The sequence below is a fragment of the Nocardia elegans NBRC 108235 genome (assembly GCF_001612845.1).
GTDB lineage: Bacteria > Actinomycetota > Actinomycetes > Mycobacteriales > Mycobacteriaceae > Nocardia > Nocardia nova.
Genome location: NZ_BDBF01000014.1, coordinates 29722 through 47357 on the forward strand (window position 1 = coordinate 29722; position 17636 = coordinate 47357).

Sequence of the window (17636 nt, forward strand, 5' to 3'; positions counted from 1 at the left end):
TACGACGGAAGATTCAGATTGAAGGAAACGACATATGACTGTTGAGACCGATGGAGGGGACGCCACTGTGGCCCTCGGTGTGCAGGATGATGCGTCAGCGGTAGACGACCGCGATGAGGCGACGACCGAACCGGATCCGACCGATGCCGAAGAGGCGTTGATCGAAGAGGGTGAGATCGCGGGCGACTATCTGGAGCAGCTGCTGGACGTTCTCGACTTCGACGGCGATATCGATCTGGATGTCGAGGGCGACCGGGCGGTCGTCAGCATCGACGGCGGGCGGGACCTGTCGAAGCTCGTCGGTCGGCGCGGCGAGGTTCTGGACGCGTTGCAGGAGTTGACCCGACTGGCCGTGCAACAGGCGACCGGTGTGCGCAGCCGCCTGATGCTCGATGTGGCCGGCTGGCGGGCGAAGCGTCGCGAGGAACTCAGCGCGCTCGGAACCGATGCGGCGCGGCGGGTGGCGGAATCGGGCAAGCCCGAATCGCTGGCCCCGATGACTCCGTTCGAGCGCAAGATCGTCCACGATGCGGTGGCGGCCGTGGACGGTGCCGCCAGTGAGAGTGAAGGTGTCGAACCCAACCGGCACGTGGTCGTGATCCCGGCCTGAGAAATTCGATGGGTAAGGTAGGGCCCCCGGTTCATCGAACCGGGGGCCCTACTCTGTGTGATGAGTTGCGTTGTGATGGATTTCGACGGTCCGGAAGGATGTTTCACGTGGAACGAGGCGCGGGTGCCACTCCTCAGCACTCCCCCGGCGGCGACTCCGTCGATCTGACGCCGCCCGCGGTGGCGGCCGAGGTATTCGGCGATCGTCTTTCGCTGGCCGAGCAGTACTGCGCCGCGCTGGCGACCGCGGGCGTCGAACGCGGTCTGATCGGTCCGCGGGAGGTGCCGCGGCTCTGGGACCGCCACATCCTCAACTGTGCGGTGCTGGGCGAGTTGATTCCTCTCGGAGCTTCCGTCGTCGACATCGGCAGTGGCGCCGGACTTCCGGGAATTCCACTCGCCATCGCGCGTCCGGATCTGCGCATCACACTCGTCGAGCCGTTGCTGCGGCGCACCAAGTTCCTGGCGGAGTTCGTCGAATCGGCGGGGCTCGAGATCACCGTGGTGCGTGGTCGCGCCGAACAGCCGGACGTTCGGAAGGAAGCGGGCGGTGCGGATTACGTTACTTCCCGTGCGGTCGCTCCCCTCGGGAAATTGGCCAAGTGGTCCCTGCCGCTGGTTCGCGAGCACGGCCATATGTTGGCGCTCAAGGGATCCAGCGTCGCCGAGGAACTCGAGCGGGATCAGGTTGAACTGGCGCGCGCGGGTGCGGGCCACGCGAAGATTCTCGAATGCGGTGTGGGCATCGTGTCGCCGCCGACCGTCGTGCTCAGTGTCGAGCGTGTGCCCCGCGCGGAGAAGCGGGCGAACAAGGAAGCGAGTCGACGCGCCCGGCGCGCACAGTAACTTTCGTTGTTTCACATGAAACAACGCCCCGCGAGGCCGCTCGAGACGGCCGCAGCGAGTCATTCCGTGCGTGTCGGATAGTGATTGCCGCGGTTCAACTTCCGTATTCTGGCCGGTGCTGGCAAGCTAGTTGTCGTCGAGCGTGAGCGCGCGGTTTCGCGGTTCCCGGCAGCTCCGCGTTCTGCTTGTTCGAGCCATGCGGCGCCGGTGCTGCCTGGGCACGTGTCTGAAGTTCTCGGGGTTAGGAGCCTGTATGTCGAACCGTCCGGCGAATGTTTCACGGGAAACAACATCCCGGGTGCCCGGAATGCTGGACAGCGGCGGCCTCGAGGGAGATGAATTCGCCAAGACCGCATTCGGAAATATCTCCGCCGCGGAAACTCCGATCGCGGCCGAAGCGCATCGCGCCAGCCAGGTCCTGCACCCCGGCTCACTCAACATCCCCAAGCCGCGCGAACAACGCATCATCACCATCGCCAATCAGAAGGGCGGCGTCGGTAAGACGACGACTGCCGTGAATCTCGCTGCCGCGCTGGCACTGCAGGGGATGACGGTGCTCGTCATCGATCTCGATCCCCAGGGCAATGCCAGCACCGCACTCGGCGTGGAGCACCACTCCGGCGTGCCGTCGAGCTATGAACTGCTGATCGGTGAGATCTCGGTGCAGGACGCGATCCAGCGAAGCCCGCACAACGAACGCCTACTGTGCATTCCGGCGACGATCGACCTCGCTGGCGCCGAAATCGAATTGGTCTCCATGGTCGCCCGTGAGGGCCGATTGAAAGCGGCCATTCAAGAGGCCAACCTGGCGGGCTACGACATCGACTACGTGATGATCGACTGCCCGCCTTCTCTCGGCCTGCTGACCGTCAACGCGATGGTGGCGGCCAAGGAAGTGATGATCCCGATCCAGTGCGAGTACTACGCGCTGGAGGGCGTCGGCCAGCTGCTGCGCAATATCGGTCTGGTGCAGGCGCATCTGAATCCGGAGCTGCACGTCTCGACCGTCGTCCTCACCATGTACGACGGCCGAACCAAACTCGCCGACCAGGTTGCCGAAGAGGTCCGCGGCCACTTCGGTGACGCGGTGCTGCGCTCGGTGATTCCGCGCAGCGTCAAGGTTTCCGAGGCGCCGGGCTACGGCATGACCGTGCTCGATTACGATCCTGGTTCCCGCGGCGCGATGAGCTATCTCGACGCGGGGCGGGAGATCGCGGCCCGCTCGGCCGTCATCCAGAGCCCAGGGTCGCCGGGCCAGGAAGGCGCGTCGGTCGGTACGGCTGGTGCAGCACAGGAAAGGGGTCGGTAGGCCGATGAGTCAGGCGAAGAAGGGTGGCTTGGGGCGCGGGCTAGCCGCGTTGATTCCGACCGGTCCTGCCGATGTGCAGGGGCTCGGAAGCGCGGCAGCCAATGCGGTGATCGGACTCGATCCGATCGGCCCGCATCCCGCGTCGGCCTATCTGCATCGGGTGCCCGATGCGGCCGAGGAGTCGAGCGCCGGTGCGGTGTACCGGGAGATTCCGCCGGATCAGATCGAGCGCAATCCGAAGCAGCCGCGGCAGGTCTTCGAAGAGGATGCGCTCGCCGAACTCGTCCATTCGGTGCGGGAATTCGGTCTGATGCAGCCGATCGTGGTGCGGGTGCTGGAGTCCTCCCCCGCTCCGCGCTATCAGCTGGTGATGGGTGAACGGCGATGGCGAGCCTGCCAGGAAGCCGGCCTGGAGACCATCCCGGCGATCGTGCGGGAGACCACCGACGACGCCATGCTGCGCGATGCGCTGCTGGAGAACATCCACCGGGTGCAGCTGAATCCGCTCGAAGAGGCGGCGGCCTATCAGCAGCTGCTGGAGGAATTCGGCGTCACCCACGAAGAACTGGCGAACCGAATCGGCCGATCCCGACCGGTCGTCACGAATATGATTCGCCTGTTGAAGTTGCCGATTCCGGTGCAGCGACGAGTCGCGGCCGGCGTGCTCTCCGCCGGACATGCTCGCGCGCTGCTCGGGTTGGAAGCCGGCGCCGAGGCGCAGGAGCGGTTGGCCGAACGCATCGTCGCCGAGGGGTTGTCGGTTCGTGCGACCGAGGAGGCCGTCACTCTCGCGAACCGCTACCCCGAAGAAGAAGTGAAGCCAACCCCCAAGCGGCGGCAGATCTACGCACCGGGGTTGGACAAGGTTGCCGAGCGATTGGCCAACTCGTTCGACACCAGGGTCACGGTGAGTATGGGCAAGAAGAAGGGCAAGATCGTCGTCGAGTTCGGTTCGGTCGACGATTTGGAGCGCATTGTCGGGCTGATGGAGCAACAACAGCTCTGACGAGACAGACCCCTGGGGTTCGGCGAGAAACGTCACTGTGACACCGCTGTTTTTCGCGCCGATCCGAATGTGCCGCGATCGATAAGGGATGGGAAATGAGGCGTTCGCTTTGATCGCATATTCTTGCTGGCGAGAAGATGTTGATGCGGCGTGAGCATAGATGAATCGGAAAGCTGGAGGCTGAGCAGAGCGGTGTCGACCAGCGTGACCGCACTAACCCTCGGCGGACTGGACAAACTTCCCGCACATGCGCGTCGATGTGTGTTCTGGGAGATCGACCCGGCCGTGGCGGCAGACTCTCGTGAATTCAGCGATCCCGTCTTCGAAAAAGAGGCGTGGTTGTCGACGGTCATGCTCGAATGGGGGTCCTGTGGGCAGATCGCGTTGGTCGATGGCCAGCCGGCCGGATGTGCGCTGTATTCGCCGCCGAGTGTGGTGCCGCGCGCGGCGTTGTTCCCCACCTCCCCCGTGAGCCCGGATGCGGTCCTGCTGACCACGCTGCGGGCCGAACCGCCGCACAACGATGGAGACATTGCCCATCGGCTGATTCAGGCCGTAGTCGGCGATCTGATGCGCCGAGGTGTGCGAGCGATCGAGGCCTTCGGAATTCGCACCGATCCGGCCGCGACCGCGCTGCCGGCGCGCGGAGTGCGATCCATGTTCTTCATGGAGCGCATCGACTCACCGGGCCACGGCATCGCCTCGGCCCCGCGGCCGAAGGCCAACAGGGCCTGCTCTCCCGAGAGCTGCATGATCGACGCGGACTTCCTCGAGGACGTCGGATTCTCGGTGGTGGCGCAGCACCATCGTTTTCCGCGACTGCGGTTGGAACTCGACAGCGATCATCTGTGGAAGGAAGACGTCGAGCGCGCCCTGGACCAGTTGCTGGCTGCCGCTGCCATGCAGGCCCAACCAAGCGTTCCCTGCCACTGAACGAAAAAGAAGGCGCCCCCGGAATCGGATTCCGGGGGCGCCTTCTCGCGGTATACGGGAACTACATCCGGTCGGCCGCGGCCAATTCCTCCGCCAACAGCTCGGCGAAGGTGTAAGTGCCGGTGGGCTGATCGTCCTGGCCGAGCAGATACAACCGCTTGACCGAGATCAGAATGGCTTCCGCGATCACATCGCGCATCCGGGGATTGGTCAGCACCGAGGCGTCGTATTCATTTGTCAGGTAGCCGATATCGACCTGTACGGTCGGCATCTTCGTCAGACGCAGCAGGTCCCAGGTGCGGGCGTGGGTGCGGCAGTCCTGCAACGAGGTTCGCGCCACGATTTCGCGCTGGATGAATCCCGCCAGCACCTGGCCGATCATCGATACCGAACCGTGCGAATTCCCGAAGTGGAAACTGGCCACGCCGCCCGCGGACGAACTGAGATTCGCCGCACAGCGCAGCGAGATCATCAGATCCGCGTCGAAGGTGTTGGAGGTCTCGGCGCGTTCGGCGTCGGTCGGGTTGGCGCCCCACGGGCGGGACAGGAACGTCTCCATGCCGGTGGCGGCCATCCGGCCCTCGAGGCGGCTCGCCAGATCCCACAGGATCTCGGACTCGTACACGTCGCCGAATTCCGTCGGCACGGCCAAACCCTTGTCCTCGCCGCCCATTCCGGGGTCGATGACGATGCGCTTTCCGGTCAGCTGCGGGCCGGCCCGGTGGACGACCTCTTCCTCGGCGATGCGATGCGGATTGCCGCCGGTGACCCGCGCTCCCAGCAGTTCCAGCGAGCGCAGGGTGTCCGGACCACAGATGCCGTCCGCGGACAGGCCGATCTCGCGCTGGAAGGCCGTGAGCGCATCGTGGGTATGCGGGCCGAAGTAGCCGTCGATGCGATGGACGTAGAAGCCCAGATCCTGCAGGCGCCGCTGCAGGGTGGCGACATCGTCGCCGTACAGCGGCGCCGAGAGCTGATAGATCAGGGTCCGGGCGCCGAGGCGGTAGGACGCCTCCTTCAGCGCGCGATAGGTCGCGGGCCCGACGACGCCGTCGACCAACAGGCCTCGCTGCTGCTGGAAAGCGCGTACGGCCGAATCGAGTTCACGATCGAAGACGGCGTCGGAATCCTTCCAGTACTCCCCCTGCCCACCGGACCGGTCGGTCCCGTGCGGGTGTGGATGGAATCCGAGACTTGCCAGGTTGCTCCGGACCTCAGCGACGGCTGGACCAGTATCGCCGTGACGAAGTCGGTGCATGCGTGAGAGCCCTTTCCTTCCGCCAACCCGGGTACCCACTTATGCGATGGCACACACCCTCGCACGACCGGAGCGTCGGTCGATTGTCTCAGACCCGAGCCGTATTTCGGCAATTCTCCGGGTGCCGAAATAGTACACAGCATCGGGTCCCGGAGTGCCCCCCTGGTTCGAACCGCATCGGGGCCCCGGGCCGGACACGCTCGCGACGTGCGGTAACCCGGGGCCTCGAATGGGACGACTCAGATGATGCCCTCGAGTTCGCGCAGCAGGGCGGCCTTACCCTTGGCACCCACGATGCGCTTGGCTTCCTTGCCACCGGAGAACAGGATCATCGTCGGCAATGCCATCACACCGTAGTCACGGGAGCTCGTAGGGTTGGCGTCGGCATCGACCTTCGCGACGGTCAGCTTGTCACCGTGCGCCGCGGCGATCTCCTCCAGCACGGGGGCGACCATCTTGCACGGACCGCACCAGGAGGCCCAGAAGTCGACGAGCACCGGCTTGTCGCTACCGAGCACATCCTGTTCGAAGGTGGCGTCGGTGACGGTCTTGGTGGCTGTTTCGGACATGCGGAACTCCTAGCGGTGTGCGATGACGCGATATTCGAAAGGCTTCGGGGGTGGATCAGCCGGCGGTCACTTCCACCGGGTTGCCGGCGTGATCGAGCGTGTTGCTGGTGATGTCGCCCTTCTCGGCGAGCCAGCGCTCGGCGTCGATCGCTGAACGGCAGCCGGTGCCGGCGGCCGTAATGGCTTGGCGGTAGGTGTGATCGACCAGATCGCCGGCCGCGAAGACGCCGTCCACCGAGGTCGCGGTGCCGGGCTCGCGTACCTTCACGTAGCCCTCGGCATCGAGATCGACCTGGCCGCGGACCAATTCGCTGCGCGGGTCGTGGCCGATCGCCACGAACAGGCCGGTGGCCGCCAGCTCGGAGGTTTCGCCGGTCTTGGTGTCGCGCAGGGTGAGACTGGTCACGGCGGTGTCGCCGTGCACCTCGACCACCTCGGAGTTCAGGCGGAAGCGGATCTTCTCGTTCGCCTTCGCGCGCTCGAGCATGATGCGGGAGGCGCGGAATTCCTCGCGGCGATGCACGATGGTCACGCTGGAGGCGAATTTGGTGAGGAAGGTCGCTTCCTCCATCGCGGAATCGCCACCGCCGACCACGACGATGTCCTGGCCCTTGAAGAAGAAGCCGTCACAGGTCGCGCAGGCGCTGACCCCGCGGCCCAGCAGCTCCTGCTCCCCCGGCACGCCGAGGTAGCGGGCCGCCGAGCCCATGGCCAGGATGATCGCGTAGGACTGATAGACCTCGCCGCCGACCGTGACCGACTTGATCGGGCCGGAGAGATCGATCGCCTCGACATCCTCGGTACGGATATCCGCGCCGAAGCGCTTGGCCTGCTCACGCATCTCTTCCATGAGGTCGGGGCCCATGATGCCGTCCCGGAAGCCGGGGAAGTTCTCCACCTCGGTCGTCGTCATCAGCGCACCACCGAACTGGGTGCCCTCGAACACCAAAGGTTCGAGCTCGGCCCGGGCAGCGTAGACCGCGGCGGTGTAGCCGGCGGGGCCGGAGCCGACAATGATCAGATCGCGTACAGGCGTGCTCATGATGCCCTTCCGAAGTGTGTTCAACAGGCGTGTCGGTCAACAACAGGGTAAACGTAGATGTTCCCGTCGCCGACCGGCTGTGGCCGAGGCCGCGCGCTGTCAGCCGATATCACGCATATCGAGGATCTGCGGATCCGCTGGGCTGCAACCGGTCCGCACGACCAGCGCGGTGATCTTGGGCGGACGCGGGCCGGTGAGCAGAATCAACACGGCCGATTCGCCGCGATACGTGACATTCGTCGAGCCGAGCACCGTGCGGTCCGGGACCGCGGCCTTCACACACCCGGCCATCGCGCCGGGGCCCGACAGCGGGCCGGTGACGTCGTTGCGGCCCATGGCACTGAGTACGGCCGCGGAGGACAGCTCGTCGTCGAGGGCGACGCTGGTGCCGTGTTCGGCGGGCAGTGCGTTCGGCCTCACCGTGCGATCGGTCGCCGCGTCGACGGCGACCAGGGTTCCGGCGATGACGGCCACCGCCGCCGCGGCCGCGGTGAACCAGCGCAATCGCTTCGTGCGGTGACCGTCCAGAGACATCGGCTCGTCCGGCGGCGCCGCGCCCAGGACGTCGGCGTCCTGCGACAGCGGCTCCTCGGGAACCGGCTCCGGCGGTACCGCGTCGAGAGCCGGCATCGGACGGGTCGAGGATGGCTCACCGTCCGAGCCGTCACGGTGGAGCTGATGGACGGTGGCGACCGGTTGCGCCTGCTCGCCGCGGGACAACTCGTCCAGCAGCGCGTCCAGCCGAGCCGCGACCTCGGTCGGTATCGGGTGCAGGATGCGGTCGTCCAGGCTCAGCGCGCGTAATTCGGCGCTCACGCCGTCGAGCGAGTGCAGAAAACGGACGGCGTCGGGGTCCCGGCGAACTTGTGGCCACAGCAGCTCGGCCTGCTCCGGAGGGACGTTGTCGGCGTGCAACTCGGCCAGCAGATCGGTGGAGAACGGAGGGCGCGGCACGGAACGGGCTGCCATCACACCTCCTGTGTCCGCTTCGTCGCCCCACACCCCGGAACGGCGTCGCCGCGCGGCGAATTCGCCCTTGTCGTCCATCGCCTCTCCGGGTCCGGCCTCATGATGTAGCGCCTGTCATCGCAGCGATGCGGAGGCAGGCACAACGAATATTTGTCCGTCTGCTAGTAAAGACGCTTCTCGGCTACGTCCGGTTCCCCGGATTTCGCAGGAATTCCAATTCCTGTTCCAGCCGTTTTCGGCCACGGGCGCAGCGACTTTTGATCGTCCCCTCGGCGACGCCCAGCAACTGCGCCGCTTCCGCTACGGTATACCCTTCCATGTCGATCGCAACCAGCGCTGCTCGCTGATCGGGCGGCAGCGTGAACAGGGCCGCGGCGACGACCATTTTCACCTCGCGCTGCGCGATGTCGTCGCGTTCCATTGCGGGTTCGGCCACCGATTCGTCCGACAGTGACGTCGCGGGACGGGATTTGTTGCGCCGCATGCGATCCAGGCATGCGTTGACCACGATGCGATGCAGCCAGCTGCGTACCTCCGCATCCCCGCGGAAGGTGGCGGCATTGCGATGCGCGGATAGCAGCGCGTCCTGCAGCGAATCGGCGGCATCCTCCGGAGTTCGGCAGGTGCGCAGCGCCAATTGCCAGAGCCGGCTGTAATGGCGGCGGAACAGAATGCCGAAAGCGTCGCGGTCTCCGGCGACATGGGCGGAAAGCAATTCGAAATCGGTGGTTTCGTCCGGATCGATCGAGCGACGACGAACAGCAGACGACTCCGGTGTCCCCCCACTGGCGATCGCTTCGAACGACACACAAACCCCTTGGACAGCGCTCACGGCGGCACGAAGTCCTACACCGGACCGGCCGCAAATTCCGCATCATCCAGGACCGAGACACCAGATCCCAGGAAGCTCCCCTGCTGAGAGCGCGCTGTGAATCATAACGTTTATTACGAATCGGTAGCAACCAGAGCGAGGCGATATCACGGGCCGGAACAATCGCCGGCCGCGACGGCACGAATCAGGAAGCTGCCTCGAAGTGAATGTCGCCGATCGACGACTGGAACTGGCCGCCGTTGTTGGCCAGCTGGGTGATCCAGATCAGGATGTAGCGGGCCGGCTGGTCGGACTGCACCGGGATCGTGGTGGTGCCGTCGGCCAGGGTGGCCTGGCCGACGAGCTGGGTCTGATCCAGGGTGGGAACCGCGGTGGGCGAGGTACGCACCTCGACCACCGTGCCCGGCGACGCGGAATCGATGACGACCTTGCTCACCTTGCTGGGCCCGGGCAGCGTCGCGAGCACCCCGATCCCCTTCTTCAAGGCCGGGAACTGCTGGAAGTACTGATCGGTGTGCCAGGTGGTGGTCGGATTGCCGTCCAGCAGGGCCGACACGTTGCCGGGACTGTCCGGGGTCCCTTCCGGTGAGTACACCGATACGCCCGTCGCCTGCAGCGGAAGTCCGGCGGCCGTGGTCGGCGCGGGTCCCGCCGACTGCGCGGCCGGCGTCGTCGGTGCGACGCTGGCCGTGGTCAGGCCCAGTTTGCGCTGTTCGTTGAGCGGTTCGTCGGCCGAACCCGGCGCGAAGATACTCAGCAGCCACCAGATGATCACGCCGACGACCAGCGCCGCGAGCACACCCAAAGCGACCAGGATCCACAGCATGCGCTGCGACCGCTCGCGCTCGGCGGCGAGCAGTTCCGGATCGGCGAGGCTTTCGTCCGGATTCGCGACCGCGCGCTGGCCCAGACGCAGGACCGGGATGAAGTCGGTCTTCTGGTCCACGACCGAGGCCTGCTCGAGCACGTGTTGCACCGTCGCCGCCGTACGCACGCCCTTGTCGGCCTCGAGCGAGCGGACTGCCACCGCGGAGATCTCGAACGGCACTTCGGGGCGAATCTGGCGCGGTTCCACCGGAGAGCCGTCGCTTCCGAAATCGGCCAGCTTCAGCCCGCCGACGGTCGCCGCCGAACCGGTGACACCGCCGGTGCGGATCGGCCAGCGGGCGGTGATCAACGCGTAGAGCATCGCGCCGAGGCCGCGCACATCCGATTGGGCGTCGGAATCGGCCAAGGTGCCCGGGAACGCCAGCACCGCATCGCCGGACGCGCTGATGCGTACCCGGTCCGGATGGTCGATCGAGAGCGATCCGCCGCCGCGATGGGCCAGTTCGGCCGCCGCGGCCAGGGCGCGGATGGCCCGCGCCGCGCCGATCGGCGAGGGCTGGGTCTCGGCCATCTCCCGCAGCGAACGGCCGGGAGTCCACTCCGCGACCACGATGCCGCCGGAACTGCCGCGCACCACATCGAGCACGCGGGCCAGGCCGGACGAGTTGATCCGGCCCAGGCGCAGCGTGCGCGAGAGGATGGCCTGCGGGCCGTCGTGGCCGGGATTGTCGGCGGCCTTCTGATCGGCGTCGACGAAGGTGAGCGCGACCTCGCGGTCCAGTTTCACATCCAAGGCCTGCCAGAACCGCAGTCCGCGCGCGCCGCCGTGGTCGGCGAGCAGCCGATAGCGGCCACCCGCCACGGAGGCGCCCGGAATCAGTTTGGGACCGCGCGGCACCCGCCGGGCCGGTGGTTCCACCCGCATCGGGGGCATCTCCGGCGAACCGACCGGCAGCATGCCGGTGTCGTAGGCCGGATCCCGCGGCGGCACCGCTCCGGGCGGCACTGCTTCCGCGCCGTTGCCGCCCACCGCGTCCACGGCGTTCGGCGCGTCGGGGGCATCCCCGTGCACACCGGCCTCGGCGTCGGGCGCCGCAGCGGCGTTCGACGCTTCCGTATGGTCGGATGCGGAGTCCCGAGTGCGGTCGGCCGGCGGAACACTCCCGGGTGGGACGTCGTCGGTGCGCACTGCGCCTGCCGCGTCGGCAGCCTCGGCGGAAGGTTGACCCTCCGCCGCGTCGTCGCTCACCCTCGCTCCTCCTTCGCCCTGATATGTCGAAGTTTGTTGCGCCGGTGCAGCACCGGCATTTGCGTTTCTCTGCCGAACAGGGTACGGGAACTCGCCCTGACCGGTGCGGTCAACCGCACCAGGACGGATTACCGGCAACACCATGGTCTGGGCGTCGGTATACGGGTCGTAGCGGTAGTAGTACGGAGCTGCGAGATCCGGGCGCGGCAGCACCATCGTGTCGTGCATATCGGCCGCGGTGTCGTCCAAGCCGAGGTCGGGCGCCGGCGGCGTGAAACCGAGGCGGCGCGACACCGCGACCGTGAGCGCGACGATCTCCGGCACTCCGGCGAGGCGCATCAGGCCGAATGCGACGCCGAACATGACGATCGCGTCCAGGCCGACCCGCAGGACCGAGGCGAGGCCGCCGTCGAGCCGCGACAGGCCCAGCACCTGATCCATGATCAGCGTCACCGCCGCGCCGGCCACCGACGCCAGCACGACACGGGTGACGGTGCGGCCGACGTTGGCCATGCGCAGGTCGCCGAGACTGCGGTGCAACAGCCAGCCGCCGATCACCGCGCCGGTCACGAAGCCCAGGCCGTTGGCCACGCCCAGGGCGATGACCACGTGATCGTCACTGAAGAACACCGGCGTGAGCAGCGACAACACGATCTTGACGCCGGTGATGCCGAGGATGATCCAGGTCGGCGTCCAGGCCTGTTCCCGCGCGTAGAACACCCGCAGGTGAATCAGCACCAGCGCGTACGGAATCAGCGTGAACGCCGACCAGGAGACCGCCTCGCCCAGACGGCCCGCATCCGAACTACCGAAATGGCCGTATCCGTACAGCGCCTGGCCGATCTGCGGACCCGCGATGGTGAGGAAGGTGACCACCGGGACCAGCGAAATCATGGTCAGACGGGTGGCGACGCCGAGGTCGTCGACGACCGCCGGATTGTCGTCGGCGGCGGCATTGCGGCTCAGCCGCGGCATGATCGCGGTCAGCAGGGTCACGCCGAGCACGCCGTACGGCAGCTGAAGCAGCAGCCAGGCGTTCTGATAGATGGTCGGGCCCGCGACATCGGCGTGCGAGGAGACCCGGGTGGCGATGGTCCAGCCGATCTGGCTGATGAACACGTACAGGATGATGGCCGCGCCCATTCCGGCGAACTGCTTGAGCCGGGCGTCCACCCCCCACAGCGGGCGCAGATCGATTCCCAGCCGCCGGATGGCCGGCAGCAGGCTAACCATCTGAACGATGACACCGACGGTCACACCGACGCCGAGGACCAGCAGCTTCGGATCGCTCATCCGGACCGGATCGAGGCTGATCTCACCCGGCGTGACCGCGTACAGGGTCAGAATCGCCAGCACGACCACGTTGTTCAGCACCGGCGCCCAGGCACCCGGTTTGAACACCTGATGTGTGTTCAGGATCGCCATGAGCAGGCCCGACATCCCGTAGAAGAGGATGGCCGGCAGCAGCAGAAAGGCGAGCGCCGTGGTCAGCGCGGTATTCACCTTGCCGTCGTGGGACAGGAAGATGTGGGTGGTCATCACCGGCGCCGCGGCGACGGCGAGGACGGTTCCGATGGCCAGCACCGTGAATGCCGCGGTGACCAAGCGGCGGACGAAGGCGGCGCCGCGGTCGGCGTCCTCCTTCTCCGCACGGACCAGGGTCGGCACCACGATGGCGGTGAGCACCGCGCCGAGCAGCAGCTCGGAGATCATGGTCGGGATCGTGCTGGAGACCGTGAACGCACTGGCGATGGCCGGGCCGAGCACGGTGACGAGCAACAGCTGCTTGACGAAGCCGGTGATACGGCTGACCAACGTGGCGACTGCGATGGACCCGGAATCGCGGACCAATCGCGAAGTCGACGACTCTTCCGGTTCCTGCTCGATCACGGCCTGCTGGGCGGTACGAGGACCTGCCGAATCACCGCGCGCGCGTGTCGGCCGTGGCGTGTCGGGGCGCGCCGCAGCTGGACGCTCCGCTGCCGACCGGCGACGCGGCTCGGCCGCCTCGGAGGGCGGGATCTGGCGCGGCATCGCCCGCTCCGCGCGGGGCGGGCGAGGGACTCGGTCGACCGGACCGCTCGGCGGGCCCGGCGGATAGGACCGCCGGGGATCCGCACGGGGCACATCCCGGCGCTGGGTCTCCCGATTCTGAGACTCGCGATACTGAGGGTCGCGGTACTCAGGGGCCCGGTACCGGGATTCCTGGTCGGACGGCTCGACCGGCGGGCGCGGGCCGCGCTGCGGTGGACGGGGACGTCCCGGCGGCGGGGTGTCCTGCTGCGGGCGAGCACCGCGAGGATCCGTCGGGGGCACTTGACGGAACGGCTCGCTCGGCGGGGCGTTCGGGGGTAGCGGCGGGCGCGGCGCATTCGGCGGCGTCTGGCGGATGGGCGCGCTCGGCGGGCTCTGCCGGCGCGGCGGATTCTGCGGGCCCGGATACCGGGACCCGTCGGGCGGGTTCGGCGGTCCCGGACGAGGCGATGCTCCCGGCGGAACCTGGCGCGGGACGGCACCCGGTATCGGGCGCATGGGTGCGCTGGGCGGCGTTTGCCGACGCGGCGGCGGTGTCGGCCGGGCCCCGTTCGGGCCGGGCATCCGGCCGGCCGGGGGTACCTGTGGAATCGGGCCGCTGAGCGGCCGCCGCGGATCGGCCGGATCGGGGCGGGCCTCGTTCGGCAAGCGATGCGGCGGCGCGCCGTTGGGCACGACACCGTTGGCGCCCGAGGGCGGCATCGAGGGATCGGGACTCAGCCGACGCGGTCCACGCTCCCACGGCGCGGCGGGTGCGCGTCGCGGGAACTGCTCGTCGTCGGCCTGATCGGGCACGACGGGGCCGTCGTACTCGGTCACCGGACCTCCGGTCTGCTCGGCATTCGGGCCGGCCCGTGAACTACCCGGTCGGCACAACGAGCCGCTGCGCGATGGTCGCTCACTGTGCCGCGTGACCTGCGGGACACCCGCACCCGGTCGGCACAGTAAGCCGCTGCGCGATTGTTGCTCACTGTGCCTCCTCTTCCTGCAGTACTCGTTTGCGGGCGCGCAGGTATCGGTTCAGCCTGCGTCGTTTTCCGGGGTCCAAACCCTTGTCGGCCGGATCCGGCTGTCCTCGGAAGCGGCGCCACAAGCGGCGACCGGCGAGCAGGAGCAGCAGTGCACCGGCACATGCGGTAATTATCGCCAACGCTTGACCGTAAGCGTTCGAACGTACCGAAACCGAGGTGGCATTGCCGAGAGGCACTCCGGCCGGTGTGGTAAGGGATATCGGAATCACCAGGTTACGGCTGTCGCTCACCTTGGTCGGAATCTGGAACGATCGAGTACCCTCCGCCGGAAGCTGCTGCTCACCGATATCGGTGATATTCGTCTCGGCGGGCACCCCGATCTTGAAGCGGATCCGGATCGCGACCGGCAGGTCGTTGCGCGCGACCAGCAGCAACGGGCTCTGCTCCGAGGCCAGCGTGTAGACCCCGCCCGGCGGCAGCACACTCACCGAGGAGAACAAACCGTCCATGGTCCGGGTGGTCTGTTCGAGTCGTCGTTGCGCGACGGTATCGGCTTGCGAATCGGTGCCGGTGCGATCCGAGAGCGTCAGCACCCGGATCAGATCGTCGCGCAGCGGCGTGAGGAACGTCCGCGGCGTCGGCTCCTGCTGAGGGATCTCCACCAGGGCGCTCATCAGATCGTCGATCCGATGCTCCTGCTGCCCGACCGGCGCGACGAATTGGTCCGGCACCGCCTGCGCCACCGCATCACCGGAGTAGTCCAGGTCGTACGGGCGCGGATCGACCGGCTGGGCCAGCAGATCGGCGAACGAACGCGGCGTGGCCAAACCGCTGCGGAACATCAGCTCCAGATGCGAGAGCAACGCTCCGGCCTCGTCGCGGTCGGCGCCCCACTGTTGCGGCGGCATCAGCAGGGTCGCCCGGGGGCGGGTCTCGGTCGTATTCAGCACCGGCCAGGTCAGCGCGCCCAGTGCGTCCTGCAGTCGAGCGGTGCGGGAGTCGTTGGTAACCGCGTAACGGACCCGGTCGGGAGTGAACGCCGGAGTCGGCGGATTCGATCCGACCGCGGCCAGCGCGGTCGCCGACCACATGTCGAAGGTGGCGACCTTCAGCCCGGAATCGGGCGCCGGCGGCGTGAGTTCGGGCTTCGCCGGCGCGGCGGCCGGCAGGCGAACCATCTCCGGCACCACCGGTGCGATATCCGCGGCGACGGAGGCGGTACTGCGCACCGTCGCCTCGCCGCGCCCGGAACCCGTTGCGGCGCTGACGGAACCGCCCTCGGCCACGGCGTTACCGGAGAGGACGGCGGTGGTGAAACCGCGCTCGGTCAGCATGGCCGCGGCATCGGCTCCGATGGCTCCGGAGGCGGGCAGGCTCACCCCGCGCACGGATTTGACCGACAGCAGCGAATCGACGATATCCGCGGGTGCGGTGATCGCGCGGGCGACCAGATCGGCATCGTGTACGCCGGCCAACGCGGTCGGGTCGACCTGCGCGAACGGCAGCGCCACCGTGCACATCGTCGGCGCCAGCGCACGCAGCCGGTCGAGCCAGGTCCGCGCGGCCTGCGGTCCGGTTCCGTCGCGCGTCGGCCCGTCCGGATCCGACGGCGAGGCCAGCACCCGGTATCCCTCGGTCATCCTCGACACGGTGAGCAGCAGATCCGGGTCCACGGCCAGGCACAGCGATCCGGCCAGCCCGGCGCCCGAGCGGCCGGAATCGTGCGACGGGTCGGGCCGCAGGGCCGACTCCAGCGCCGAGAGCAGTTGATCCAAGCGGCCACCCGCGGCGAGTTCGCCGGCCAGTTCGTCGTCGGTGAGCAGCGCCCTGCCGTCCACCGACCCGGGAATGCCCGCGACCATGCGGGGCCGGTCGGCCAGGGGCCACAGCATGGTGGTGGCCACCGGCGGCTGCGGCGCGGCCGGAACCGGCTGTGCGCCCTCCGCGGCGGCATCGGAGCCGTTCGGCAGGGCCGGCAGGCCGAGCACCGGCAGCAGGAACCGCGCATCGTCGAGATGTGCCTGATTGCCGTAGGCCGGTTCGCCGTTCACATTCAGCAGCAGCGGATACACGCCCGGTTCGGTGATCCCGAGCGAGTCGGTGACCGGCGGATTGGCGGCCGCGTTGAACATGCCCTCGCGCACCCCGATCCGCAGCGTGAACTGTTTGCGCTGCCCGGGCCCCAACTGGTCGGCGACGTCCTGGAACTGCGCGCTGACCGGAAAATTCGATTGATCCTGACGCAGCGTGGATCGCAATTCGCTGGGTTCGGCGATGGCCGTCCCGCGCTGCACCCGCACGCTGACGTCGTCCACCACGCGATCGCCGATGTTGGTCACCGTGCCGGTCAGCGCGAGGACGGAATCGCTGGTGGTGGTGATCGTGCTCGGCGACACCGAATCGAGCGTGAGCTTGAGGAATTTCGGCGCGGCGGTCGAACCTCCCGACCCGGAGGGCTGCGCATGGCTCGACCCGGCCGACGGCACGCTCAATACGGCGAGCGCCAGCGAGACGAGCAGTAGCACCCAGCGGTGCCGACTGCGACTCGCACGCGTCATTGTCTGCCGCTCTCCATCCGATCTATCAGCCGATTCGCGACCTCGGCCAGACGCCGCTCGTCGGCGTAGGCGAGCCGGGAATCGAGTTCGCTCAACGGCACCCAGGCCACCTTGGTGACCTCGACGTCGGCATCGGAGAGCTCACCCCCCAACGACCGCATCAAGTAATGGTGCACGGTCTTGTGTACCCGACGGCCTTCGGTGACGAACCAGTAGTCGATGCTTCCCAGTTCCGCGACCACCCGGCCGTTGATGCCGGTCTCCTCGGCGACCTCCCGGACGGCGGTCTGTTCGGCCGTCTCCCCCTCCTCGATATGGCCCTTCGGCAGCGACCACAGCAGCCGGCCGCGGCGGTCGGTGCGTCCGATGAGCGCGGCGCAGCGCTGTTCGGCGGGCCCGTCGAGTCCGTCGACGACCAATCCGCCCGCGGAGGTTTCCCGGACGGTGCGCATGCGAGGTTTCGCCGCATTACCGGCCGAACCGCGGCGCCGGGGCTGGCGGCGTCGACTGTTCGCGCGATCGGCCGGAGACACCGGGTCAGTCTAGCCGCGCCGGATCGATGCACTGAACGTGTTCGATGCCGAGTGTCATGCCGCACCGCGGTGGTGTCGTCCGGCCGGTCC

General features: G+C 67.7%; 13 protein-coding genes. 5 read left to right on the plus strand and 8 right to left on the minus strand.

From position 1 onward, the window contains the following. The first annotated feature begins 34 nt into the window (after window positions 1-34). From NE2_RS11785 to NE2_RS11805, 5 genes are all read left to right on the plus strand, one after another. On the plus strand, window positions 35-610 hold the full coding sequence (locus tag NE2_RS11785) for a Jag family protein (RefSeq protein ID WP_030514049.1): 576 nt from the start codon (window positions 35-37) through the stop codon (window positions 608-610). Window positions 611-708: 98 nt separating this feature from the next. Then, window positions 709-1455, plus strand: coding sequence for a 16S rRNA (guanine(527)-N(7))-methyltransferase RsmG (gene rsmG / locus NE2_RS11790; RefSeq protein ID WP_063025975.1), 747 nt, complete (start codon window positions 709-711; stop codon window positions 1453-1455). Window positions 1456-1762: 307 nt separating this feature from the next. Further along, complete coding sequence (locus NE2_RS11795; protein ID WP_063025976.1) at window positions 1763-2764, plus strand: ParA family protein; 1002 nt, start codon at window positions 1763-1765, stop codon at window positions 2762-2764. Between the two features lie 4 nt (window positions 2765-2768). Next, entirely contained in the window at window positions 2769-3770 is a 1002-nt protein-coding gene (locus NE2_RS11800; protein WP_063025977.1) for a ParB/RepB/Spo0J family partition protein, read from the plus strand. Window positions 3771-3962: 192 nt separating this feature from the next. Beyond that, the gene (locus tag NE2_RS11805) at window positions 3963-4703 is read left to right on the plus strand and encodes a hypothetical protein (protein ID WP_030514053.1); all 741 of its coding nucleotides are present in this window, start codon (window positions 3963-3965) and stop codon (window positions 4701-4703) included. Between the two features lie 61 nt (window positions 4704-4764). Here NE2_RS11805 and NE2_RS11810 read toward each other — a convergent pair whose 3' ends face one another. From NE2_RS11810 to NE2_RS11845, 8 genes are all read right to left on the minus strand, one after another. Continuing rightward, the gene (locus NE2_RS11810) at window positions 4765-5961 is read right to left on the minus strand and encodes an N-acetylmuramoyl-L-alanine amidase (protein ID WP_030514054.1); all 1197 of its coding nucleotides are present in this window, start codon (window positions 5959-5961) and stop codon (window positions 4765-4767) included. Window positions 5962-6200: 239 nt separating this feature from the next. Further along, window positions 6201-6530 carry a thioredoxin gene (gene trxA / locus NE2_RS11815; protein WP_030514055.1) on the minus strand — a complete coding sequence of 110 codons (330 nt, stop codon included), beginning with the start codon at window positions 6528-6530 and terminating at the stop codon, window positions 6201-6203. 55 nt (window positions 6531-6585) lie between these two features. Beyond that, on the minus strand, window positions 6586-7572 hold the full coding sequence (gene trxB, locus NE2_RS11820; RefSeq protein WP_063025978.1) for a thioredoxin-disulfide reductase: 987 nt from the start codon (window positions 7570-7572) through the stop codon (window positions 6586-6588). A 99-nt stretch (window positions 7573-7671) separates the two neighbouring features. Next, on the minus strand, window positions 7672-8541 hold the full coding sequence (locus NE2_RS11825) for an RsmA family anti-sigma factor (RefSeq protein WP_146165232.1): 870 nt from the start codon (window positions 8539-8541) through the stop codon (window positions 7672-7674). 181 nt (window positions 8542-8722) lie between these two features. Next, window positions 8723-9286 (minus strand): RNA polymerase sigma factor SigM, encoded by a 564-nt coding sequence (gene sigM, locus NE2_RS11830; protein WP_030514058.1) that lies wholly within the window; start codon window positions 9284-9286, stop codon window positions 8723-8725. Between the two features lie 271 nt (window positions 9287-9557). Then, window positions 9558-13484 (minus strand): murein biosynthesis integral membrane protein MurJ, encoded by a 3927-nt coding sequence (gene murJ / locus NE2_RS11835; protein ID WP_063025980.1) that lies wholly within the window; start codon window positions 13482-13484, stop codon window positions 9558-9560. Between the two features lie 967 nt (window positions 13485-14451). Continuing rightward, the gene (locus NE2_RS11840; RefSeq protein WP_063025981.1) at window positions 14452-17013 is read right to left on the minus strand and encodes a DUF6049 family protein; all 2562 of its coding nucleotides are present in this window, start codon (window positions 17011-17013) and stop codon (window positions 14452-14454) included. Further along, on the minus strand, window positions 17010-17546 hold the full coding sequence (locus NE2_RS11845) for an NUDIX hydrolase (protein ID WP_064923396.1): 537 nt from the start codon (window positions 17544-17546) through the stop codon (window positions 17010-17012). Before NE2_RS11845 ends, NE2_RS11840 begins: the two co-directional genes overlap by 4 nt. Between the last annotated feature and the right edge of the window lie 90 nt (window positions 17547-17636).

Bases quoted from the DNA above. Each gene is read 5' to 3' on its own strand.
- NE2_RS11785 (WP_030514049.1), top strand. From the start codon at position 35: ATGACTGTTGAGACCGATGGAGGGGACGCCACTGTGGCCCTCGGTGTG.
- NE2_RS11840 (WP_063025981.1), bottom strand. From the start codon at position 17,013: ATGACGCGTGCGAGTCGCAGTCGGCACCGCTGGGTGCTACTGCTCGTC.
- rsmG (WP_063025975.1), top strand. From the start codon at position 709: ATGTTTCACGTGGAACGAGGCGCGGGTGCCACTCCTCAGCACTCCCCC.
- trxA (WP_030514055.1), bottom strand. From the start codon at position 6,530: ATGTCCGAAACAGCCACCAAGACCGTCACCGACGCCACCTTCGAACAG.
- NE2_RS11825 (WP_146165232.1), bottom strand. From the start codon at position 8,541: ATGGCAGCCCGTTCCGTGCCGCGCCCTCCGTTCTCCACCGATCTGCTG.
- NE2_RS11795 (WP_063025976.1), top strand. From the start codon at position 1,763: ATGCTGGACAGCGGCGGCCTCGAGGGAGATGAATTCGCCAAGACCGCA.
- trxB (WP_063025978.1), bottom strand. From the start codon at position 7,572: ATGAGCACGCCTGTACGCGATCTGATCATTGTCGGCTCCGGCCCCGCC.
- murJ (WP_063025980.1), bottom strand. From the start codon at position 13,484: ATGCCGCGCCAGATCCCGCCCTCCGAGGCGGCCGAGCCGCGTCGCCGG.
- NE2_RS11800 (WP_063025977.1), top strand. From the start codon at position 2,769: ATGAGTCAGGCGAAGAAGGGTGGCTTGGGGCGCGGGCTAGCCGCGTTG.
- NE2_RS11810 (WP_030514054.1), bottom strand. From the start codon at position 5,961: ATGCACCGACTTCGTCACGGCGATACTGGTCCAGCCGTCGCTGAGGTC.